The 24,816-nt window shown below is 31.9% G+C and carries 16 protein-coding genes; 7 read left to right on the plus strand and 9 right to left on the minus strand.

The window, feature by feature from the left end:
• Positions 1 to 74: 74 nt before the first annotated feature.
• The 6 genes from trxA to J1D01_RS06465 all read right to left on the minus strand — a co-directional run bounded on the left by trxA (position 75) and on the right by J1D01_RS06465 (position 9,968).
• Complete coding sequence (gene trxA / locus J1D01_RS06440; protein ID WP_076698346.1) at positions 75 to 392, minus strand: thioredoxin; 318 nt, start codon at positions 390 to 392, stop codon at positions 75 to 77.
• 218 nt (positions 393 to 610) lie between these two features.
• Positions 611 to 3,424, minus strand: a complete 2,814-nt coding sequence (locus J1D01_RS06445) for a M16 family metallopeptidase (RefSeq protein WP_421150238.1) — start codon at positions 3,422 to 3,424, stop codon at positions 611 to 613.
• 27 nt (positions 3,425 to 3,451) lie between these two features.
• A complete protein-coding gene (locus tag J1D01_RS06450; protein WP_421150239.1) occupies positions 3,452 to 3,700 on the minus strand; it encodes a PLDc N-terminal domain-containing protein in 249 nt (82 codons plus the stop codon).
• An 83-nt stretch (positions 3,701 to 3,783) separates the two neighbouring features.
• Positions 3,784 to 5,124: a RagB/SusD family nutrient uptake outer membrane protein gene (locus tag J1D01_RS06455; RefSeq protein ID WP_421150240.1), complete on the minus strand. Its 1,341-nt coding sequence runs from the start codon at positions 5,122 to 5,124 to the stop codon at positions 3,784 to 3,786.
• Between the two features lie 11 nt (positions 5,125 to 5,135).
• Positions 5,136 to 8,585, minus strand: coding sequence for a SusC/RagA family TonB-linked outer membrane protein (locus tag J1D01_RS06460; RefSeq protein ID WP_421150241.1), 3,450 nt, complete (start codon positions 8,583 to 8,585; stop codon positions 5,136 to 5,138).
• Between the two features lie 219 nt (positions 8,586 to 8,804).
• Complete coding sequence (locus J1D01_RS06465; protein ID WP_421150242.1) at positions 8,805 to 9,968, minus strand: FecR family protein; 1,164 nt, start codon at positions 9,966 to 9,968, stop codon at positions 8,805 to 8,807.
• 93 nt (positions 9,969 to 10,061) lie between these two features.
• Here J1D01_RS06465 and J1D01_RS06470 point away from each other — a divergent pair, with 93 nt between their 5' ends.
• The gene (locus J1D01_RS06470; protein ID WP_421150243.1) at positions 10,062 to 10,664 is read left to right on the plus strand and encodes an RNA polymerase sigma factor; all 603 of its coding nucleotides are present in this window, start codon (positions 10,062 to 10,064) and stop codon (positions 10,662 to 10,664) included.
• Positions 10,665 to 10,757: 93 nt separating this feature from the next.
• Here the strand turns inward: J1D01_RS06470 and J1D01_RS06475 are convergent, their stop codons facing one another.
• Entirely contained in the window at positions 10,758 to 11,618 is an 861-nt protein-coding gene (locus J1D01_RS06475) for a hypothetical protein (protein ID WP_421150244.1), read from the minus strand.
• A gap of 81 nt (positions 11,619 to 11,699) precedes the next feature.
• On the minus strand, positions 11,700 to 16,082 hold the full coding sequence (dnaE, locus tag J1D01_RS06480) for a DNA polymerase III subunit alpha (protein ID WP_372936158.1): 4,383 nt from the start codon (positions 16,080 to 16,082) through the stop codon (positions 11,700 to 11,702).
• A gap of 158 nt (positions 16,083 to 16,240) precedes the next feature.
• Between dnaE and J1D01_RS06485 the strand changes: the two genes are divergently transcribed.
• The 3 genes from J1D01_RS06485 to rimM all read left to right on the plus strand — a co-directional run bounded on the left by J1D01_RS06485 (position 16,241) and on the right by rimM (position 18,596).
• On the plus strand, positions 16,241 to 17,314 hold the full coding sequence (locus J1D01_RS06485; RefSeq protein ID WP_421150245.1) for a lactonase family protein: 1,074 nt from the start codon (positions 16,241 to 16,243) through the stop codon (positions 17,312 to 17,314).
• An 86-nt stretch (positions 17,315 to 17,400) separates the two neighbouring features.
• The gene (locus J1D01_RS06490; protein ID WP_421150246.1) at positions 17,401 to 17,916 is read left to right on the plus strand and encodes a 30S ribosomal protein S16; all 516 of its coding nucleotides are present in this window, start codon (positions 17,401 to 17,403) and stop codon (positions 17,914 to 17,916) included.
• A gap of 155 nt (positions 17,917 to 18,071) precedes the next feature.
• Positions 18,072 to 18,596 (plus strand): ribosome maturation factor RimM, encoded by a 525-nt coding sequence (rimM, locus tag J1D01_RS06495; RefSeq protein WP_372938687.1) that lies wholly within the window; start codon positions 18,072 to 18,074, stop codon positions 18,594 to 18,596.
• 5 nt (positions 18,597 to 18,601) lie between these two features.
• Here rimM and J1D01_RS06500 read toward each other — a convergent pair whose 3' ends face one another.
• The gene (locus tag J1D01_RS06500; RefSeq protein ID WP_372938686.1) at positions 18,602 to 19,054 is read right to left on the minus strand and encodes a hypothetical protein; all 453 of its coding nucleotides are present in this window, start codon (positions 19,052 to 19,054) and stop codon (positions 18,602 to 18,604) included.
• Between the two features lie 135 nt (positions 19,055 to 19,189).
• On the opposite strand from J1D01_RS06500, the gene J1D01_RS06505 reads away from it, so the two are divergent.
• The 3 genes from J1D01_RS06505 to J1D01_RS06515 all read left to right on the plus strand — a co-directional run bounded on the left by J1D01_RS06505 (position 19,190) and on the right by J1D01_RS06515 (position 24,812).
• The gene (locus J1D01_RS06505; RefSeq protein ID WP_421150247.1) at positions 19,190 to 19,906 is read left to right on the plus strand and encodes a tRNA1(Val) (adenine(37)-N6)-methyltransferase; all 717 of its coding nucleotides are present in this window, start codon (positions 19,190 to 19,192) and stop codon (positions 19,904 to 19,906) included.
• 115 nt (positions 19,907 to 20,021) lie between these two features.
• The gene (locus J1D01_RS06510) at positions 20,022 to 21,200 is read left to right on the plus strand and encodes an acyl-CoA dehydrogenase family protein (protein ID WP_372937676.1); all 1,179 of its coding nucleotides are present in this window, start codon (positions 20,022 to 20,024) and stop codon (positions 21,198 to 21,200) included.
• 159 nt (positions 21,201 to 21,359) lie between these two features.
• Positions 21,360 to 24,812, plus strand: a complete 3,453-nt coding sequence (locus J1D01_RS06515; protein WP_372937677.1) for a hypothetical protein — start codon at positions 21,360 to 21,362, stop codon at positions 24,810 to 24,812.
• Positions 24,813 to 24,816: the final 4 nt, after the last annotated feature.

The raw sequence follows: 24,816 nt of genomic DNA on the forward strand, positions 1-24,816 counted from the left end.
GTTTATAACTCATCTAAAATAAAAAAAGGTTTGCCATTACAGCAAACCTTTTTAGTTTTCTTTTTCTAATTATTTTATAGAAGAGCATCTATTGCTTCTGTATAAGAGTTTTTTGGTGCTACTCCTACTTTTCTATCAACTACTTCACCATCTTTAAATACTAATACAGTTGGGATGTTACGTACACCGTATTTTGCTGCAAATTCTTGGTTTGCATCTACATCAACTTTACCAACAACGGCTTTTCCTTCGTATTCACCGCTTATTTCTTCTATAATTGGCCCTACCATTCTACATGGTCCACACCAAGCTGCCCAAAAATCAACTAATACAGGCTTATCACTTTTTAATACTGTTTCTTCAAACGTTGCATCTGTTATTTCTAATGCCATAATATGTATATTTAAAATATTCTATTTTTATTAACACAAAATTAGTCAAAAAAAACGCTAATACTTACAAACTAACAATTTGTTTTATTTATAACGTTATTATTTGGGTTTATTTATGTTAAACATACCTATGTTAGTAATCTAACTATTTATAGCAAGAAAAACCATGTTTTGGGGTGTTAGAGCCTATTTATAACAACTACACTTACGTAAAAATATTAGTCTTCAATATTTTCTGGCAATAAAATAAACTCAGCATAGTTATTCATATTAAAATAAGTATTTGCTGCTTCTTTAAACATGTTAGAATCTATATTATTAATGGGTTTTTCATACTGTAAAATAGATTCTGGTTTTAAGTTGTATTTATAAATATCTTTTAGTTTAAACAGCCAATATCCATTTATTTCTAAATATTCTTTAGCATTTGCTAATTCTGCTTCTTTAATTTTATTAAGGTCTTTTTTATTAGCTCCATTAGTTTTAATTTTTTCAATTTCTTCAAGAACTTTTGCTATTAATTTTTCTACATTATCGGGGTCGCAAGTAAATCTAACGTTCATTCTATACCATTGATAAGGTGCATCTGAAGCATACCCTGATACTTGTACTCCATATACACCAGACATTTTCTCTCGCATTTCTTCAGTTAGTTTAATTTTAAGCAACTTAGCTAGCAAGGTTAGTTTCTTTTTTTCTTCTAAAGAAAAGTTAAGCATTCCTATAAAACGCATATCTACCTTGCTTTTATTTTCTGTTCCTTTTACAATGGTTTTTTTAATAATGCCTTGGGAGTATCTTAACCCCGTATCTCTCCAGTTACTTTCTTGGTTTAGGTTAGATGGCAAACTTCCTAAATATTGAGCAACATAATTTTTTAAATTTTCAATATTAAAACTACCTACAAAAATAAATGTAAAACCATTTGCTGAAGACAACCGTTCTTTATAGAAATTAAATGCTTCATCTAAATTTAATTCATCTTCAATTTGTTGTTCTGTTAAAGGAATAGCTCTTAGATGATTATTTGTGGTAAGCTCACTAATACGTTTTTCAAATAAAGCTCCAGGGCTTTTGTCTTGATTTTTAAATGTAGATTTTAAATTTTCTTTATTTGCTTTAAAAACCTCTTCATCTTTGTTGGGGTTTGTAAAATACAAGTGTACCATTTGCAACATTGTTTCTAAATCTTCTGAAGAGCTGTTTCCAGAAAAAAGATCTTCATAATAATTTATGCGTGGTGTTACCTTTATGGTTTTACCCATATTTAATTTCTTTAAGTCTGTTTCTGAAATATTATTAATTCCGCTAGAACCAATAATTATTCCTGCATATCTGGCCGAAACATATAAAGAATCTGGAGCTACCGAGCTTCCTCCTGGCCTGAAACCATTCATAGAAATTAAATCATTTTGAAAAGTGGTTGGTTTAGCTATTACGGTAACACCATTTTCTAACTCCCAAGTAGTTACATCTATTTTTTCATTATAAGTTTCTTTTACAATTTTTCCTGGTGTTGGTTTTTTTGGCATTAATTGGACTTCTCCAAGTTTATCTTGATACGGTTCAATGTCTTTTAGAGTTACATTTTTAAGTAATGTTTTAATATCTGTTTCTGTTGGCAATTTTAAACCTTCTTTTTCTACTCCATTTAAAACAACTGTTACATTATCTTCTCTTACCCATTGATTACTTATGTTATTAACCTCATTTACCGTAATTGTTGGCAGTATTTTTTTATAAAATTTATATACAAATGCATCGCTAGGTATAGGTTTTTTATCTGTAAAATTGTCTATATACTGTTCTACGTAATATTTTGTTGAAATTTTGCCTGTTTCTTTTTGGCGTAAATCTGCGTTATTTAATAGAAGCTTTTTATACCGTTCTAATTCTGGAGCAGTAAATCCATACTTTTTAGCTCTTTGACTTTCTGTTAATAAAGCCTCTATACCTTCTGTAATTTTTTCTTCTTTTAAGTTAGCTCTTAAAAAGTAACAATCTACATTACCTAATAAATTACCAATTCCTGCAGATGCTGATAAAAAAGGAGCATTTGCATGTAGCGCTACATCGTTTAATCTTTGACGTAACATACCTGAATATAAACGCTTTAAGAGTTCTTGTTTATAATCTTTTAAAGTATTTACATCTGTTTCGTCTTTTTTAATGTACAAAGACACGCTAACTCCTGTAGCTTCTTTATCTGTAATAACAGTGACTACTGGTTTATCATTTTTTGGAATTTTGTAATAGATTCTTTCTTTTGGATTTTTAACGGTTTTGATACTATTAAATAGTGCTTTTACTTTTTGCTCAGTTTCAACAACATCAAAATCACCAACTAATACTAAAGCCATTAAATCTGGACGATACCAATCTTTGTAAAATCGTTTCATAGCATCGTATTCAGAATTCATAATAACATCTAGTTTACCAATAGGCGCTCTTTCTGCATATCTGGAATTATTTGTTATTTTAGGTATAGATTTATAGTACATACGCGTACCAGCGCCACTTCTTGCTCTAAGTTCTTCGGCAACAATACCTCTTTCGTTGTCAATTTCTTCGTTTTCAAAAGTAATACTGCTTGCCCAATCTTTTAAAACTTGTAAACTTGTGTTGAATGTTTTATCGTCTGTTGGTACTGATAATTTATATACTGTTTCATCAAAACTGGTATGAGCGTTTAAATCTGCTCCAAATTCAACTCCTAAGCTTTGTAAATAGTCTATAAGTTGGTTTTTGGGGAAATTTTTGGTACCGTTAAAAGCCATGTGTTCTACAAAATGCGCTAGCCCTAATTGGTCTTCTTCTTCTAGAATAGAACCTGCTTTTACAACTAACCTTAATTCTGCTTTGTTTTTAGGTTTGGCATTGTGTTTTATATAATAGGTTAAGCCGTTGTTTAGTTTACCTATTTTAATTGTGGAATCTATAGGGATTTCTGCGTTTAAATTCTCAATTTGTGCAACGCTGTTGAAACTAAAAAACAGTACGATTGCTGTTAGTATTGTTGTTATATTTTTCATGATTGATGTTTTGACCTATGTTCAGCTTTATTTTTTTGAGAAAGAATGGTTACCTTTTTTTGAGTTATGGCCAACCTCTTTTTTAAAGCTTATATTATCATTTTTTTTGAGTTGAAAGTAAAATATAGAACCTATTAAGGGGAGCAATAGAATCATTAAAAAGCAAACAACTTTGAATTTTGAATTTTTAAATTTTGATTCATAAAAATCCATTAGAGTCCAAATCCATAAAGCTATTGATATCCCTATAAATATTTGGAATAAAATATTTTGCATACCATTCTAAATTAAAAATAGAGCCTTAAACTTTAACATTTAAAGCCCTATTATACAAACTCAAATAATTTTAATTTAATTTTTTAAATACCTTCATATCCAGGGTTTTGTTCTCCAAATAATAAGTTAGTTTCTAGTTCATTCCATGGTATGGGTAAAATGTATTGGTCTGTGCTGGTTACGTTTGCTTTAATTTCTTCAATTTTTCCATAGCGAATGGCCGCATACCAAACCGCGCCTGTTTCAAAGCAAAGTTCTTTTACATACTCATCAAAAATTAAATCTAGTAATTCTTCTTGTGTAGTGTACTCTAAATCTGGAGCTGTACCTCCATACGCTCTATTGCGTACTTCGTTAAGAGTAATTTCTGCTTCTTCTAGTAAATTTAATCTTGCTTGACATTCTGCTTTTATAAGATATACTTCTGCTAAACGCATGTAATTTGCAGGTCCGCCACTAACTTCGGTAGTATATATTTTTTTTAATTTGCTGCTACTTGTATCGTAAGAGTATGTTTCTCTAGGATCATCTACTAAATAATCTTGGAGCCACGTAGAAGTTTTAACTAAAGTTTGATAGTAGTAAGATAGTTTATTAGACTGCCCTTCTCCTGCGATACGGCAAAAGATAACCTCATCATTTGCTTCGCCATTTACAAAAATATCCTCAAAATTAGCTTCTAATTCAACATCGTCAGAGTTAATAACTTCATCTGCTAAATTTATTGCTTCCGTATAATTATCATCACCGCCCATATACAATAACACATTAGCTTTAAATGCTTTTGCAGCTGTAGCCGATGCGTAGTAATTATAGGTAAAAGCAGCATTGTATTCAATACTTTTATCTAAATCACTTAAAATAAAATCATAACTTTCTTGTACGGTAGACCTTGCTTTTTGGCTGTTCTCTACGGTAGATAATTCATCTTTAAGTACAATACCATAATTGCTTGACAAGTCAAAGAATTGCCCAAAAGTTCGCAACGCAATATAATGCCCAAAAGCCCTTAAAAAATAAGCTTCACTAAGAATTCTATCTCTCTCAGATTCGGTAACCGATTCGTTATCAGTAACCGCACCAATAGTAGCATTAGCAGAATTTACAATGTAATAAGGCCACTCATAAACTGAGTTTATTAATGAATAAGACGCTTCAAAACTATTATTGGAAGCCTGCCCCCAAAGCCCTGTATTGGTTGTAGTTAAAGAGCCATCCATTAAGGGCAGCATAGTTTCAAAGTATTGATAATATGTCCAATTTAATTGTGTATAAACACCAACTAATGATGTTTGAGCACTTTTATCATCGGTTACCAATTGGTCTTCAAATAAATAATTTTCGGGTTGTACATCAAGAGCATCATCGCAAGAGTTAAACAAAGCCCCTATAAGTACCACAAATATTTTTATTTTGTTTTTCATTTTTTCAATTTTTAAAAAGTTAACCTTAAACCTGTTATAAGTTGTTTGCTTACAGGATACTTATTGCTATCTATAGGAGTTCTAAAACTAGCTATATTAGCAAATTCTGGGTCTGCTCCAGGGTATTTTGTAATGGTAAACAAATTAGTACCAGTTACATAAAAATACAGGCCTTGTATATTCATTTTTCTTAAAATATCTTTAGGAATATTATAGCCAAGAGTAATTGTTTTTATTCTTAGATAATCTCCCTTTTTTATATATAAGCTAGATTGTCTGTTATTTGAATTTCCACCAGTATAATTGGTTCTGTATACAGCTCTTGGGTATTGAGCATCTGTATTTTCTGGTGTCCATCTATCTAATGCTACAGAAAGTTTGTTGGTCTGTTCGTTTAAAGATGTATAGCTAAATGCATTTTCGCCAGCTTTCCAATAAATATCACTTCCTAAGCTGTAGTTTGCAAATACGTTTAATGATAGCCCTTTGTAGTTAAAATTAGTGTTAATTCCACCAAAAAAATCGGGTTCTATATTACCAATATTTGTTACATCTGGCCCTGATGTAGAACTACTTACCATACCATCGCCATCTAAATCTTCATAATAAATATCTCCAGGGCTTGTTAGGGTTGATTGGTAAACACCTCCAGGGGCATTGTTATTTAACTCATCTATTTGTTCTTGGGTTTGAAAAATACCTTTAGCCACATGCCCTCTAATTAAACCTAAAGCTTCACCTTCTTTAAGATATAGCCCATTTAAATAAGTTGCTCCATATTCATCTACATAACTTGTATTTAACTTTATTAACTTAGTTTTTGCTGTTGCCGCATTAAACCCAAAATTCCATTTAAAATTATCTTTGTTTATAAGGTTAAAGTTTAAAGTTAGTTCAAAACCTTTATTTTGGGTATCTCCTATGTTTGAAATTACTGTATAAAGACCACTTGAAGAAGGTAATTCTGTTTGGTAAAGAACATCTTTTGTGTCTTTTTGATAATAATCAAATTCGCCTTTTATCTTGTTATCTAGAAAAGCAAATTCTATACCTATATCTTTTTGGGTTGTGATTTCCCATTTTAAATCTGGGTTTCCAATTCTTAAAGGCACAACACCAGTATCTCCATTATAAACACCATTAGTTCCGTTTAAAGCACCAAATAAACTAAAAGACTGATTAGGATCGAAAGTTACGTTACCAGATTGCCCTATACTAGCTCTTAACTTTAAAAAGTTTAACCAATAAACTTCATCCATAAATGTTTCATTATGGATATTCCACCCTAAACCTGCAGATGGAAAGCTTGCCCAACGGTTATTTTCTCCAAATTTTGAAGACCCATCAATTCTACCAGAAAGGTTAAGGGTGTACCTATTATCAAAGTCATATATAAATCTAGAAAAAAAGGAAATAAGTCTACTTTCTGTAATAGCTTCTTGAGCCGAAAGACTTTCGCCTGCATAACTTATACCTGTAAGTGTATCATCATTAGGGAAATTTTCTCCATAAAAACTATTTGTTTCAGATTTCTCACTTTGGTATGTGTTACCTACTAACGCATTTATATTGCTTTTACCTAATGAAAAATCATAAGTTAAAGTGGTTTCAATAGACGGATTAAACGTTTTTCTATTAACAAGATTTCCTTTTCCGTTAGTGCTTTCACCACTTGATGTATAACTAGGATAAAAAGCATAACTCTCTGCATCTATTTGCTGAAGTATTCCTGTAGTTTTAAAAATTAAATTTTCTATAGGTTCATACTCAAAACCAACATTGGCTATCATAGAAAAAGTAGTTGATGAGATTGTTCTGTCTTTTGAAGCTAATGGATTGTACATATCACCAATTTTTGCTACTAAATTACCGTCATCATCATAAGGTGTAGCATCTGGTCTTATAGACGTTGCAGCTTCCATTACTGAATAAAGACTGTTTAAGGCTAAATCACTTTCTACTCTACCTAAACTTAAATTGGTATTAAACGTTAGGTTGTCTTTTATCTTTTGTCTTAATGTTAAACCAAACGTGTATCTATTTAATTTATCACCGTCTATAGATCCGTTATTATTTTGCAAACCTAACGATGTATAATAAGACCCTTTTTCTCCACCCCCTCTTACACTAAAAGCATAATTACTAATTAATGAGGTATTTCTAACCACTAAGTCTTGCCAATCTGTATTTACAGACAAATCAACTTCTGTTCCTGCTAAAATACCTTGACCAAAAGAATCGGTTGTTGGCACTGTACCTCCTGAGTTTACATAGTTTTCTACAGCTTCAGTATAAAGTTCTTTGTATTGGCTTGTATTAAGAACATCTATTTCTTTAACAATATTAAGGCTTTGTGTTACAGATAATTCAAATTGAGGTTTTTGTGACATGCCACCATCTTTTGTTGTTATTACAACTACCCCATTAGATGCTCTAGAACCGTAAATGGCCGTTGCTGTAGCATCTTTTAATATGGTGATACTTTCAATATTATTAAAATCTAGAAATCCTAAATCATTGTTAAAGCCTTCGTTTTCTAAAGTAGTAGACTCATTATTACTAATGGTATCAATAAAATCTGTATAACCGGGAATTTCTATCGAAGGTGCTATAGGTACACCATCTACTACATATAATGGCTGGTTGGTTCCTAAAATAGAAGAGCTCCCTCTAATTCTTACTCTAGCTGCAGCTCCTGGTTTTCCGCTTGGGCTACTAACCTGAACACCTGCTACTTGCCCTTGTAATGCTTGGTCTATATTAATTATGGTTCCTTGTTGTGCTATACCTTGCACGTCAACCACACCTACAGAACCTGTTAAAGCCTCTTTTTTTACCTTACCATACGCAACAATAACCGTTTCTTCTAAGCCCGTTACAGATTCTTTTAATTTAACAGTTATAAAAGTTTTTCCGTTAATAGGTATTTCTTGGGTTTCATAGCCAATGTAAGACACAACTAAAATGTTTGCTCCTTCTAAAGGGGCTATACTAAAGTTTCCGTCAAAATCTGTAGACACACCATTACGCGCTCCTTTATAAAGAATTGTTGCTCCTGGTAATGGTTCTCCTTTTTCGTTAGTAACTACACCTTTGATATTTTGTTGCGCCAATTTTTTTATTTCATTTTTTAATGATGAAATGATATTGGGTGCTTTAATATTTTTTACTAAAACTATTTGTTTATCAATAAACTTAAATTCAATATTTTCATTAGAAAACAGTTTTTCTAAAACACTTGATAACTTTTCTTTATTAGAAGAAATACTTACCTTTTTGTTTTTTTTAAAAACATTTTTTTCATACATGAATTTAAACTCTGTTTTTTTCTCAATTTCACTTAAAACATCTTCAATGTTCATGCTATTACAATCCAGTGTTACTTTTACATTTTGAGAAAATGTAGAATTAGCGTGAATTTGTAGTAAAGTAAAAAAAAGCAAAATATATGTTAGCTTCATTTTTAAGCTTAAGTTAGAGAGAGATAGCAATTTACATACCTCAGTAATGATTTTTTTCATACTTTTGATTTGATTTTAGTGTGTTAGACATTAAATCACTTTAAAATTAGCCAGAGAATGTTGCAGCATTTTCTGGTTTTTTATTTTTTAACTGCTTTAGTAAAGTGATATTATTTTAGTTGTTTTTGTTTTAATTTAATTTTCGCTCATACTGTTTTTTTATGGATTAATTATTATTTTATCTTCTTTAAACTTGTATGTAAACTTTCCTGAAAGACTCAAGCTCTTCATTACTTGATAAATATCCTCAACATCAAATTTAGCTGTGAAATACCTACCCTCTAATGCTTTATTATTATTTACTAAAACTACATTATACTGGCGCTCTAGTTTTTTTAAGATATCATTAAAAGGCACTTCATATAATATAAGTCTGCCATTTATCCATGCTATATGAGATTCAATATCTGTTTGTGATACATTTATGGTATTACTGGTTTTATTCCAAGCCGCTTTATACCCTGGCTTAAGCATTGTTGGTGTTTGTTTATTATCTTCTGCTTCTCCTTTTTTGTATACACCTACAGAACCTTCTACTAATACCGTGTTTATGTTTTCATCTTCTGGATATGATGACACATTAAATTTTGTACCTAGAACTTTTACATCAATTTCATTAGCGTTTACAATAAAGGGGTGGTCTTTATCTTTTGTTACATTAAAAAAAGCTTCTCCATTTAAAAAGACTTTTCTAGGTTCACTTTTAACAAAGTTAACAGGATATTTTAGAGAAGAACCCGCATTTAAATCCACTAAAGTGCCGTCAGACAATTCTACTTTAAATCTTTTTCCATAAGGTACGGTTAAAGTATTATAAATTAAAGTTTCATTTTTAACCGCTTTATTATATGAAATTTTATTACCTGTTTGAACTCCTAAAACATTTCCGTTAAATGTGAATGTCTTTTTTAATTCATCTGTGTTGATAACAATTTTTTGTTTGTTATTATCTAATTGAAGTGTAATTTTTTCTTCAGGAATTACAAGTTCTTTATCAGAGAAAACATATCCTTTTAAATAAGCATATCCTGCAGTTAAGCATATTAAAATTACGGCCGCATATTTTAAAAAGGTTCGTTTTGTTTTTTGTAAACGGTAGGTTCGTTTTTCTTTATTAATAACGTCTAGTAAGTTCTTTTTAGTTTGGCTTGCATTATATTGCTTCATGGAATAATTTATAGCATAGTTGGTTTTTACATAAGTAACAAACATGCTTTTGTTTGCTGGTTTTTTTAGCCACAACGAAAGCTCATCTAGCTCATTTAATGTAGCTTGATTTGCAAGGTACTTAACTATATATTTTTCTATTTTTTTAGGGACCACTTGATTGTGTCTTTTATATTATAACGAAGCAATTTTACAATACCCTATGTTTTTTTTAATATTTTATTAAATTTGAAGAAAAAATCACATTAAATGTCTTCTTTTTTAAAAAATAACGCAACACTAATTAAAGCTTTAAAAAAAGGTAATACAGATGCCTATACTTATTTAGTAGATGCCTATCACCAAAAATTATGTGTTTATGCTTTTAGCTTATCTCATGACCACTATTACGCAGAAGATATTGTGCAAAATGTATTTTTTAAAGTGTGGCAAAAACGCAAAAAACTTAAAGAAGATTTTAATATCCAAGGGTTTTTGTATAAACTAGTTTACAATGAATTTATTGATTTATACCGTAAAGAAAAGGCTGTTATGTCTTTAGAAAAGAAATACATAGAAGCTTTAGACACTGTTATTAATGAAGATGATAACAACTCTGTTTTAGAACAGTTAATCAGCCTAGTTAAAGACGAAATAGAAAACCTACCCCCAAAATACAAACAAACTTTTTTATTAAGTAAACAAGAAGGTTTAACCAATATAGAAATTGCCGATTATTTGAATGTTTCTATTAAAACAGTTGAAGCTCAAATGACTAAAGCTTTTTCTATAATAAGAGAAAAAGTGGGAGAAAAAACTAATGGTATATTATTTTTATTATTTGGGCAAAAACAGTTAAGTAAAAACTTTTAAAAAGAATTTTTACACAAAAAACATTAAAGAGTTTTAGAAAAAAGGCTATCTAAATTCGATTTAGATAGCCTTTTTTGTTGAAATTTTTAATATTTATTTTTTTCTCTTTTTTCTTAATTCAATTTCTGTTACGGTTCCATCGGCAGCTGTTTTAGTAGCAACATTATCGCAAGTACCATCTCCGTAATCTAAAGTAATTGTTCCTTCAGGTGTTGTATATGTTTTAACACCTAAAGCTATATATTTACATGCTGCTGGCTTTACTAAATTTGTTGTAATTTCCATTGTAAAAGTACTTCCTTCTGCATTTGTATAAGTAAAAGATCCTGTTATTGTTTTTTCATCATCATAGCAAGTATAAGTATCTCCACCTGCAGTAATTTCAACAGTTCTATTTCCTTCTTTGGTATAAGTACCACCTTCGGTTTCTACTGTAATATTAGTAGTTCCGGTCATTTCTGGGTTACCATTATCATTCTCTGCAGTAAAAGTATATTGCTTAGTACCGTTAACTAAATAACCATTTACACTTAAATCTGTAAATGTTAATGTTTTAGTTTTTATTCCGTCTCCAATTTCTCTAACTTTTGTAATAGTACCAGTAATAACATTACCGTCATTATCTTCACACTCTCCGTTAAATGTAATGGTAGTGATTATTAGTGTGTCTGTAATTTCAATAACAATATCTGAACATTCTCTAAAAAACCCAGAATAACCTCGTTTATCATCGCTTTTAGATGTTAAGGTTGAAGAACTTTTTGAAGTTGAAATACCGTAAGCACTTTCAGAATATAGCGCAATATCATCTAAAACAGCTTCTGTTTCTTCAATGGCAACTTCTGCTTCAACAGATACTGTACCTGTACTGTTTAAATCGTTTTGAACTCCTTCATTATCACATGCTATTAAAACTAATGAAAGAAAAAATGATAAACTAAAAATCTTTTTCATGGTAAAATGTTTTATAAATTAAATTGTTTATTGATAGAACAATTGAACTTTAATTTTCCCTACCCTTAAAAAGAAAAAATTTTAATTTAATTTATAATGAATATGTTGAGATTCTAGTTCTGAAATTAATTCTTGACAAACTTTTACTTTTTGTTTTCTACTTGGCATATTCAGCTTTATTTTTTCTTTAGCATCATACACCACAAAATTTAAAGCATGATTACCCGGATGCATGCTTAACAAGCTTTGTATTTGGGTTATTTTGCTTTCTTTTAAATCGTTTATATCTAGTTGAAGCGATAATTTTTTAGCATAATTCTCCATAACATCATGCAACAACTGAAAGCTATTAAATTGAATACGCGGATCACTTTTTTTCCCTGTATCTTTATTAACCCAACCTTCTCTTACAAAAGCTTTTACAAATACAAAGTTATTGATCATTAAAAAGTGCCTGAATTTTAAATAATCTTCGCCAAAAATTCTAAATTCAAAACTATCTGTATAATCTTCTATAGTAAACATACCCCAACCTTTTCCCTGCTTACTAACACGATGTTGAACATCTGTTACTACACCACCAAACACCAATTCTCTATTTACATAAGGTTGTAAGTCATTAAACATTGCTACAGTGGCGTTGCAAAAGGTTTTCATTTCAATTTTAAAATCGTCTAACGGGTGGCCAGAAATGTATATACCAACTACTTCTTTTTCTTTAGCTAGTTTTTCCATGGTTCCCCATTCTTCGCAAGGAGGAATGGTAGGTTCTGCAATTTGAACCTCACTAGTTTCACCAAACAAACTTACCTGAGCAGAATTTTCATTTTCTTTATGTTTTTGAGCATATTTTATAACCATTTCTAAAAAGGTTAAATCGCCATCTTTATGGAAGTATTGCGCCCTATGGGTATCTGCAAAACAATCAAAACCTCCTGCTAAAGCTAAATTTTCAAAGGCTTTTTTATTGGCAGCTCTTAAATCAATACGCTTAGCAAAATCAAAAATAGATTTATATGGACCATCTTCTTTTCTATTTTCAACAATAGTCATAACCGCACCATGACCAACACCTTTTATAGCTCCCATACCAAAACGAACCGCTCCTTCTTTATTTACTGAAAACTTATAGTAACTTTCATTAACATCTGGCCCAAGCACCTTTAATTTCATGCGTTTACATTCTTCCATGAAGAAGGTTACTTGCTTAATGTCGTTCATATTGTTAGATAGTACCGCCGCCATATACTCTGCAGGGTAATGTGCTTTTAAGTAAGCTGTTTGGTAGGCTATCCACGCATAACAAGTAGAGTGCGATTTATTAAACGCATAACTTGCAAATGCCTCCCAGTCTTTCCAAATCTTTTCTAAAACTTTAGCATCATGACCATTAGCACTTGCCTGTTCTATAAACTTAGGCTTCATTTTATCTAGAACTGCAATTTGCTTTTTCCCCATAGCTTTACGAAGCATATCGGCTTCACCTTTAGAGAAATTTGCTAACTTTTGAGACAACAACATTACCTGCTCTTGATAAACGGTAATACCATAAGTTTCCTTTAGGTATTCTTCCATGGCAGGTAAATCATAATCAATTTCTTCTTCACCATGTTTACGTCTAGTAAAACTTGGAATGTACTCCATTGGTCCTGGACGGTATAAGGCATTCATGGCAATTAAATCCTCAAACACTGTTGGCTTTAGCTCACGAAGGTGTTTTTGCATTCCAGGAGATTCATATTGAAACACCCCTACGGTTTCACCTCGTTGAAATAGCGCATAAGTTTCTTCATCATCTAACGGAAAACTTTCAGGATCTAACTCAATACCGTGTTTTGCTTTTACAATTTTTACGGTATCTTTTATTAGGGTTAAGGTTTTTAAGCCTAAGAAATCCATTTTAAGAAGGCCAGCAGATTCCACCACCGAGTTATCAAACTGGGTAACATATAAATCGGAATCTTTTGCTACAGAAACTGGTACAAACTTAGTGATATCATCTGGCGTGATAATAACTCCACAAGCGTGAATTCCTGTATTTCTTACAGAACCTTCTAGAGTTCTAGCTGTATTCACGGTTTTAGCTTCTAAATCGTTTCCTTCAGAAATATTTAAAAGCTGATTTACTTTTTCTAACTCCTCTGCTCTAAACTTACTTGCTAAAGCTTTTTCATCTAAACCAAAAATTTTATTTAGTTTAGACATATTGGGAATTAGTTTTGCAATTCTATCAGCATCAAACAACGGTAAATCTAATACTCTGGCCGTATCACGAATAGATGATTTTGCTGCCATAGTACCGTAAGTAATAATTTGAGCCACTTGGTTAGCACCGTATTTTTTAATGACATAGTCCATAACCCTACTTCGGCCTTCATCATCAAAATCAATATCAATATCGGGCATACTAATACGATCTGGATTTAAGAAACGCTCAAAAAGTAAGTCGTACTTCATGGGGTCTATATTGGTAATCCATAAGCAATAAGCTACTACCGAACCTGCTGCCGAACCACGTCCTGGACCCACCGATACATCCATGTTTCGGGCTTCACGAATAAAATCTTCAACAATTAAGAAATATCCTGGATATCCTGTCTTTTCAATAACATTCAACTCAAAATCTAAACGTTCTTTTACTTCATCAGAAAGGGGTTCACCATAGCGTTTTTTAGCTCCTTCATAAGTTAAATGACGTAAATAGGCATTTTCACCACGCTTACCACCATCAACTAAATCTTCTTCATGTTTAAATTCATCGGGTATATCAAATGCAGGCAATAGTACATCACGAGCTAATTGAAAGGCTTCTATTTTATTGGCTACTTCTTGAGTATTTAAAATGGCTTCTGGCAAATCTTTAAAGAGTTGTTTCATCTCTTCTGAAGACTTAAAATAGTACTCCTGATTTGGTAAACCGTAACGATACCCACGCCCTCTACCTATTGGAGTAGCTTGCTTTTCTCCATCTTTTACACATAATAAAATATCATGCGCATTGGCATCTTCTTGTTTTTGATAGTAAGTGTTATTGGTAGCTACAAGTTTTACATCATGTTTTCTAGCCAATTTAACCAAGGTGTCGTTTACGCGGTTTTCATCTTCTTGGTTATGGCGCATTAACTCAATATACAAATCATCTCCAAACTCATTTTTCCACCAAATTAAAGCCTCTTCTGCTTGGTTTTCGCCAATATTCAATACCTTACTTGGCACTTCACCGTAAAGGTTTCCTGTTAAAACAATAATGTCTTCTTTATATTGCTGAATAAGTTTTTTATCTATTCTTGGTACATAATAAAAGCCATCTACAAAGGCATGAGATGATAATTTTGCCAAATTATGATAACCGTTTTTATTTTTAGCCAACAGTACAATTTGATAGCCATTATCTTTTCGGCTTTTGTCTTTATGATTTTCACAAACAAAAAACTCACAACCAATTATGGGTTTAATTAACTTTTTATTGGTGGCTTCTCCTTTTTCTTCGGCTGCTTCTATAGCGGCTTTAATGCTACTATTTTGCTTGTTAACTGCATTTATAAAATGGAAAGCCCCCATCATATTACCATGATCTGTTAAGGCTACAGCAGGCATGTTATGAGACGCTGCCGCAGAAACCACATCAGCAATACTCATAGTAGATTGTAATACCGAGAACTGCGAATGATTGTGAAGATGTACAAAATCTACACCTGTTAAATCTACATCTTTTACTGTATCATTATCTGTAGTTTTGGCTTCTTCTAGTTTTTGAAGACGTTTTCTAATTTTAGCACTTTCTTGCTTAAGGTTAACATGTTTTAAACCTATAAGCTGAATGGTGTCTGGATTAGCCTCATTAAACCTTACTTGATAATCATCTTCTACATCTAGTTGTTCCTTGGTATATTCACCTAAACGGACTAGTTCTAAAAAACAACGTGTTGTAGCCTCAACATCGGCTGTTGCATTATGTGCTTCGGCAAACGGCGTATTAAATAAATGCTCATGTAACTCTGTTAATGTTGGTAATTTAAAGCGACCACCGCGCCCTCCCGGAATTTGACACAACTGTGCTGTATGTTCTGTACAAGTATCTAAAACAGGTAGTTCTTGTAAGTTGTTTGATATATCACCCCGTACAAATTCGGCTCCCATGATATTCAAGTCGAACTTTACATTTTGCCCAACAATAAACTTCGATTTTTCTAAAACAGCATTAAACTTTTCTAACACCTCAACTAAAGGCACACCTTGTTCTTGTGCCAACTCGGTAGAAATACCATGAACTTTTTCAGCATCATACGGAATGTTAAAACCATCTGGTTTCACCAAATAATCTTGATGTTCAATGCAATTCCCCATGTCGTCATGCAGTTGCCATGCAATTTGAATACACCTTGGCCAATTATCAACATCTGTAATTGGTGCATCCCAACGTTTTGGTAATCCGGTAGTTTCAGTATCAAAGATTAAGTACATGCTTTAGATTTATTTGCTGATTTCTAGAATTGTTTTAGAACAAAAACGAAAGACATAAAAATACAAACAATAGTTTGTTTTAAGAATGAAACTTATAAACAATTATAAACAACAATTCATTTAAAAATATTTACATTTGAAACTAACAAATTCTCGTAATGAAATTTAAATTCTCTTTTTTCATCATAGCTATTAGCATTCTTAATTTCAACTGTAAATCATCAACCTCCCCTTTATTTGTAGGTACTTTTACAGATAAAGACAGCAAAGGCATATACCGTTTTGATTTCAATACCAAAACAGGAGAATTAAACAATAAGATTTTATCTATTGAAGCTGTAAGTCCGTCTTTTCTAGACTATTCTCCTGATAAAAAATTTATATATTCTGTTAACAAAACAGGTACTGAGAACGACTATATTTCATCTTACAGAATAAACCCAAATGGTACACTTTCCTTAATAAATAGCGTAAGTAGTAATGGTAAAAACCCATGCCACATTTCAATAAACAAAACTGGCAACAAAGCAGTAGTTTCTATGTACACCGCCGGAAAAGTATCTGTTTACAATATTAATACTGACGGTTCTTTAAACCAAGCTTCTCAAGTATTTAACCACAACACGGAAAACGAAAAAGCCAAAGCACATTCGGCCCAATTTTATAAAGATGACTTGTTTGTAGCCGATTTAGGTAGAAATGCTGTCTATCAATATAAACTAAAAGATGATAACTATAACTTACAATCTGAAGCTATTGTTAAAATGAAAGGGAACCCTGGTCCGCGCCATTTCTCAATAACTAAAAACGGGCAATTTATTTATATTATTAATGAATATGGCAGCTCTATAACCTCTGTAAAAAGAACCGAATCTAGTTTTAAAATCATTGATGAAGATTCTACTTTAGACGAAAACTATTTAGGAAAAAACTCTTGTGCCGATATTCATTTATCTAAGAATGAGCAATTTTTATACGGTTCTAACAGAGGCGAAAATTCTATAGCTGTTTTTAAAAGAAATACCAAAGACGGTACAATTGAAAAAATACAAAACATAAGCGTTCATGGTAACTGGCCTAGAAATTTCACCTTAGACCCTACAGGAAAATTCTTATTAGTAGCCAACAGAAGAAGTAACAATATTTCGGTTTTTAGCATTAATGAATTAAACGGAAAACTTACTTTTTTACACGATGTTAAAACACCCACGCCTGTATGCTTATTATTTTAGCTAAACCCTTGAAAATTAAAAATATTAAAGTATCTTTGCGCCCTTATTAATAACCCGAGGTCGGGAACCTCAAATAATTAATTTCTATGCCAGTAAAGATTAGATTACAAAGACACGGTAAAAAAGGAAAACCTTTTTACTGGATTGTTGCCGCAGATGCGCGCGCAAAAAGAGACGGTAGATACTTAGAAAAACTAGGTGCTTACAACCCTAACACTAACCCTGCAACTGTTGAATTAGATGTTGACGGTGCAGTAAAGTGGTTACAAAATGGTGCACAACCTACTGATACTGCTAAAGCATTATTATCTTATAAAGGTGCTTTACTTAAAAATCATTTAGTAGGCGGTGTAAAAAAAGGTGCTTTAACTGAAGAACAAGCTGAAGAAAAATTCAAAGCTTGGTTAGAAGAAAAAGCTGCAAAAATTCAAGCTAAAGCTGATGGTTTATCAGAAGCTGAAGCTAAAGCTAAAGCTGATACACTTGCTGCTGAAAAAGCTGTTAACGAAGCAAGAATTGCCGCTGCTGCACCTGTAGTTGAAGAAGAGGAAGCTACTGAAGAAGTTGCTGCTGAAGCTGACGCTACAAACGAAGAAGAATAAAAAATTATTTTTTATACTTTTAAACTCCGATAGTAACTATCGGAGTTTTTTTATAAATAAATGTTTCATTTTTATAATGCTAAATTTATTTAAGCATTTCTAAAATCAAAAATTTAGACCCTGCAAGCAAATTCAGGGTGGCAAATAAATTTGTCATGAAAAAAGAAGACTGTTTTTATTTAGGTAAAATTGTAAAAAAATACAGTTTTAAAGGAGAAGTTTTAGCAAAACTTGACACCGATCAACCCGAACTTTACGAGCATTTAGATGCTATTTTTATAGAACTTAAAAACAACTTAGTTCCATTTTTTATTGAGCGGTCTCAACTTCATAAATCTGATTTACTTAGAATTAAATTTGAAGATGTAGATACTGAGAATGATGCTAATAGCCTAATAAAAACAAAACTATACTTACCGTTAAACTTACTGCCAAAATTAGACGGAAATAAATTTTACTTTCACGAAGTAATTGGTTTTAAAATTGAAGACAAAAACTTTGGTGAAGTTGGTATTATAAAAGCCATAAACGACTCTACCGCTCAAGCCCTTTTTGAAATAGATAGAAACGGCACTGAAATACTCATCCCTATGAATGATGAATTTATTTTAAAAGTAGACAGAGATAACAAAACAATTATTGTTGAAACCCCCGAAGGACTTATAGATTTATATTTATAAAATTTTTATCTTATAATTACCTCGTTATCTCTTTCCATTTCAAATAATCTGGTTTGAATATTATCTCTGTGTTTTAAAAGTAATTTACAAAGTGATAAAGGCATATTCATTTGTGCAAGTAACTCGTCATATTTCTGAACACTTAACAACTCTATATCATATACCTTTCTAAGAAACTTGTTTTCGTCTTCAATCTTTAAAAAATTTCTAAAATTTAATCGTACAACATGGTCTCTTCTTTTTAAAGCAACAGGATTTCCTGCTTTTTTTTCAAGCTTACTTAATTCATTTTTTAAAGATTTTACGTAACCACTCCGCTCTAAACTTCTTTCATTAGAAAATTGCTTATAAAAACTATCTGTTACCATATTAATTGCTTTAGTATAAGCATTTTCAATTTCCTCATTTAGTATTAGTAAGTCGTTTAATTTTTCAAGAATATTATCAATTCGTTTCACTACACAATTAATTTTTCACGCTATGAATATACGTTAATATTGCTTTTTTAAGATTTCATTGCCAATAAAGTTTTAACAAAAATTGTTAATATCTTATTTTTTTACTTACTATTATTGTTTTTTTAAAAATTACAAATGTCTCTAAAACCTTTTCAATTCAAACAATTTACTGTTAACCAATACAAATGCGCCATGAAAATTGGAACCGATAGTGTTTTATTAGGCGCTTGGACTTCAATTGACCACAACCCCTTTAATATTTTAGATATTGGAGCAGGTACAGGTATTTTAAGCCTCATGATGGCACAACGTAGCAAAGCCCAACAAATTGAAGCTATTGAGATTGATGACAATGCCTTTGAACAATGTGCTGAAAACTTTGAAAATTCACCTTGGAACGACAGACTTTTTTGCTTTCACGCTTCCTTATTAGAGTATATTGAAGCTGTAGATGAAAAATTTGATCTTATTATTTGCAATCCGCCTTTTTACTCAGAAAACTACAAAACTAATGACATATCTAGAGATTTAGCACGTTTTAGCGATGCTATGCCAATGGAACATATCATTTTTGCTGTAATTTCCTTTCTATCACAAAAAGGTAAGTTTTCTATAGTCCTTCCTTTTAAAGAAGAAAACAAATATATAGAAGAAGCTAGCCTTATTAAGCTTTTCCCAAATCGTATATTACGCATTAAAGGCAATCCAAATTCTGAAATAAAACGAAGCTTAATTGAATTTTCCTTCCGCGAAAGCGAAATAAAAACCAAAGAACTTGTAATTGAAACCGAAAGACACCAATACACACAAGAGTATATTGATTTGACTAAGGATTTCTATTTGAAAATGTAACATCAAATTTTTAGCTCTGTAAAACAACCTCTAAATTAAATAATTCTTAAAATAACAAGCAAACATTTCATTATTTTCAATAAATTTGTGTAAAACATAAATAAAAATTAAATTTATGAAACCCGATTTGTTTGAATCTCCAGATTATTACAACCTAGACGAACTCCTTTCTGATGAACACATATTGGTAAGGAATGCCACTAGAGAATGGGTAAAAAGAGAGGTTTCTCCTATTATAGAAGATTATGCTCAAAAAGCAGAATTCCCAAAACAAATTATAGGTGGTTTAGCTGAAATTGGGGCTTTTGGTCCTTATATCCCTGAAGAATACGGTGGTGCTGGTTTAGACCAAATTAGCTACGGACTAATTATGCAAGAAATTGAACGTGGCGATTCTGGAGTACGCTCAACAGCATCTGTACAATCTTCATTAGTTATGTATCCTATTTGGAAATATGGCAATGAAAAACAACGCAAAAAATATTTACCAAAACTAGCTAGTGGAGAATGGATGGGATGTTTTGGTTTAACCGAACCCGACCACGGAAGCAACCCTAGCGGCATGGTAACCAACTTTAAAGATAAAGGCGACCATTACTTATTAAATGGTGCCAAAATGTGGATAAGCAATGCACCTTTTGCGCAGGTAGCAATTGTATGGGCTAAAAATGAACAAGGTAGAATACATGGCTTAATTGTAGAACGTGGTATGGAAGGTTTTACCACACCAGAAACGCACAACAAATGGTCTTTACGTGCCTCTGCAACTGGTGAACTTATTTTTAACAACGTTAAACTGCCAAAAGAAAACTTATTACCTAATAAATCTGGACTTAGTGCACCATTGGGTTGTTTAGACTCTGCAAGATATGGTATTGCTTGGGGAGCTATTGGAGCTGCTATGGATTGTTATAATACCGCACTTAAATACAGTAAAGAGCGTATGCAGTTTGGTAAACCCATTGGTCAATTTCAACTACAGCAAAAAAAATTAGCTGAAATGATTACTGAAATTACCAAAGCACAACTACTAGCATGGAGATTAGGTGTTATGAAAAATAATAACACTGCAACTTCGGCTCAAATTTCTATGGCTAAACGCAATAATGTAGCAATGGCTCTTAATATTGCCAGAGAAGCACGTCAAATTTTAGGCGGCATGGGAATTAGCGGCGAATATTCTATTATGCGCCACATGATGAATCTTGAAAGTGTTATTACATACGAAGGCACTCATGATATTCATCTTTTAATAACTGGACTAGATATTACAGGACTAAACGCATTTAAATAAACCTTCCTTTTTAATTATTAATCTTTCCTAACAACCAAGTTATTATCCTAATAATTTAACGATTACATGACTTTTGACAGTTTTTTTAATAAATTGTAGCTATAAATTTGTAACACCTATTTTACAAGGTATACTAGCAAACAATCAAAGCTATAAAGCATGGAAGAATCAAGGAAAGACATTATTCAATTTATTAATTTACAACTAGCCTCTATAGGACAACCTGTTTTTAAAGACAAAAAAAACAGTAAGGAAAAATTTTGTGACCCTGAATTTGAAAAGACAACAAGACCCCTTATTATGAGTCTTAGAGAAAAGTCTAGACTTTTAGCAGACCACCTTTGTCCTGCAGACTCTAGAATTCAAGCTTTTATCGATGACTATTTAAAAGATGTTAAGGTTAACAAATCTTATAAATTACCAAATAACACCTTGATATTATCAAAAAAAGGACAAGCCAGAGAAGCTAGTTTACCGCCTGATGGTGATTCTTTTGAAAGTGATTTAGTAAATTCTAAAAGATTAAAACAAGGTATTTTAAATAACCCTTTACACGATAAAAGAACTACAAAAGGAACCTTCCATATTGTTGAAGGCCCTCTTCCAGTTCCTTTAGATAAAAAAGAAGTACCCAAAGTAGTATTAGCACACTTTTTAAATGAAGCTTTTAAACCTTCAGATGAGCTAAATACACTTCCTTTCACATCTAGCCAAGAAGAACAAGCTAAAACCATGGTTTCAATGCTTTTAAAGCCAGTGGTATGCCCAGAGGTAAAAGGCGTAATTTCTGAAAAAAGATTAGAAGTTCGTTTCTTTGCTCCAGGGTCTTTAGTAAGTAATTTAGATTTTGTTGAAAACATTTTTGGTAACGCTGGAAATCCTAATTTAGCACACAATGATGCAGCTTTAGACCCAGAACACTGGACAGGGCATACCGGATGTATAATTCTTGCTCCACAATTATTAAAACTTAAAAAGAAAGATGTAGGGCTTCCTCATTTTGATGATGCCACAGACCGTCAGAAAAAAGATGGTATGTGCTGGATAGATGAACACGAACTTTATAACGACGGTGGTGCTTTTAAAATTACATGTAGAGACGAAAGAGGTGTTGTAGTTACCTTAATTGCAGATAACTATTATGGCTACTCTAAAAAAGAAATTAAAACCCAAATTAGTTATTCTGCAAACCTTTATGGAATTTTAGAAGAAGAGCATGCAGGTGGCGCCATAGCTTACGCAAGACGCGTTATGGGAGATACTGTTAACTGTAATGATTACAGTAAATATTATGGATTAGACCATACTTTTGAAGATGTTAAAAAACTATTAGGAGACCGCATTGAAGTAAAACCTGAAAACTATGCAATAGATAAAAAATATCCTAATATAGTTTACATACCAGAATCATCATTCTTCAATACAAATACAAACAGCATAACTTGGCAATATAAAGGTAAAGAGCAAAAACTAAAAATATCTCCTTATAAAACCTACATGCACCCATCTGGAAATAAATTAAGGTTAGAAAAACATAAATCCATAGATTTATGGCGTATGATAGAAACCTACCCAGAAGGCGTATTTTGTCATAAACCTTGCACCGTTTCTGGTGGTGGAAAATCTGAGATTTCTAAATCTATGCAGAATGCTATTACATACAGCGCATTCAATATTCATGATATAGAAGAAGATTTTAAAAAAGCCGACGAAATTATTGAATTTGATTACTCTACAAGGTGGAAAGTTAAAGACCCTAACAGACCTAAGTCAAGATCTTTCTTAAGTGAAAAAAGAACTTTAGGTTCTGTTGTAAAACTGCTAACACCTTCAGAAGAAAACTCCGATGAGTTTAATGAATGGCTAAGAAATATCCCTGTTCATGTTCGCTCATTAGTTTTATTTGTGAAGCGTTTATTTAGACAAGTTCATGGTGCCAACCTTAACTGGAAAGACATGATGACCGTTGATATTATTAATGGCGACAAAGGCACTGCTTTACTTTACAATCACACGCCTGTAGTTGGTAGCTATGTACGTATAGGGTTTAACCAACAGGGTAACTGGATGTTAAATAAATTACGTTCAGATTTTTCAGCTTGCGAAAAAATTCAAACCGAAGATGATATTACAGCATCTATTACGCTTCCTAGAAATAAATTCAAAAATTTAAACTCTGAATACCCTAACAAAAGCGTTAAAGTTTTAACCAATTGTGAAGCTCATTTATTCCAAAGACCAGACGAAGCTATTGTTAGAGGTTATGATAAAGGGGCAGAATTAGACATTATATCAGATGGCAGATTTTTAACTAACTATGAAATGTTAACTAAAAAAGATGCTATTGAAATTTATGAAGACACTATAAATTTTGACAAATACACACAACCTGTTAAAGACTTTATTAAAGAAATTATAAATAGTGACGATGAAAACATACAGTTTGTTTTACCATCTCACCCAAGAATTGTAGATGATGGTTTACCAACTAAAAACCCACGTTATTTAGAACCCAATAGGTTTTATAAAGAAAACGAAGCTACTTATATTTCAGACATGGGTGTACGTTTAAAAAGAAAAATTAAACTAGAAGACCCTGTAATACATGTTGTAAATGCTGTTTTACCTGGTAGAAGAAACAACCCCGTTGATAAAGAAGCTGGTATTAGACCATTAGCCGTTTACAACCCTATCCACTATCAAGAAACACCAGAATTGTTTATGGATTTTATTTGTAGTTTAACAGGTAAATCTCCTTCAACTACTGGTGCTGGATCTGAAGGTGCCTTAACCAAAGCTCCGTTTAATATGTTAACTCCAACAACCGATTTAAACAACGCTTTATTATCGCATATTTTAACAGAATCTAACGGATTTAGCACCGCCGCTGGTTATGTTGGTGCCGAAAACAAAATAGACCATGATGTGAGTTTGTTAATCCCTGAAATTTGGGCGAGAATGGCTCCTGAAGATAGAGACCCTAACAACTTAATTAATAACGGCTCTTTAGAAAAACTTGAAGATTTTGAATATGAAGGCAAAAAAGTTTTAGCTAGTAGATTAGGTTACAGAATTACAAAAACCTTTGCTTTACTATGTTTAAATAGGTTGTTTGATGAACCTACAGCTGTATTTAGCGAAAGAATGCTTAAACCAGAACTTCAAGGACTAGAAGATTTTGTTGATGGTATTAACAACATTGTTGAAGCACAACAAAAAGTAGCCTTAAATTATTTTGAAGACGGTAGTATTGAAGCTGCTATACCCCCTTTAAAAATACTATTACACATAATGGCTTACGGTAATTATGAAGGTAAAGACATTAACGATCCTGAATTACGTCAATATTTCAATAGAGACTATGTTTTAAATTCTGATTGGTACAAAGAAAGATTAGCTCTAAAACAACAAAAAGACATTAAATATTACAGCTCTCAAATAGAATATTTAAAAGCTTTTAAAGCAGACCCAAACAACAATATTTTAGTTAAAGAATTGAATATAGAACAACGCTTAAAGTCTGTTAAGAAACTATATAATAGAGTAAAATCTAAAGATTACATAAATGGATTAGTTGGAACAATTGGCGCCGACCCTTTATTTAAAAAATGAGTAC

Origin of the sequence: Seonamhaeicola sp. NFXS20 (assembly GCF_049132085.1) — a bacterium.
Taxonomy (GTDB): Bacteria; Bacteroidota; Bacteroidia; order Flavobacteriales; family Flavobacteriaceae; genus Seonamhaeicola.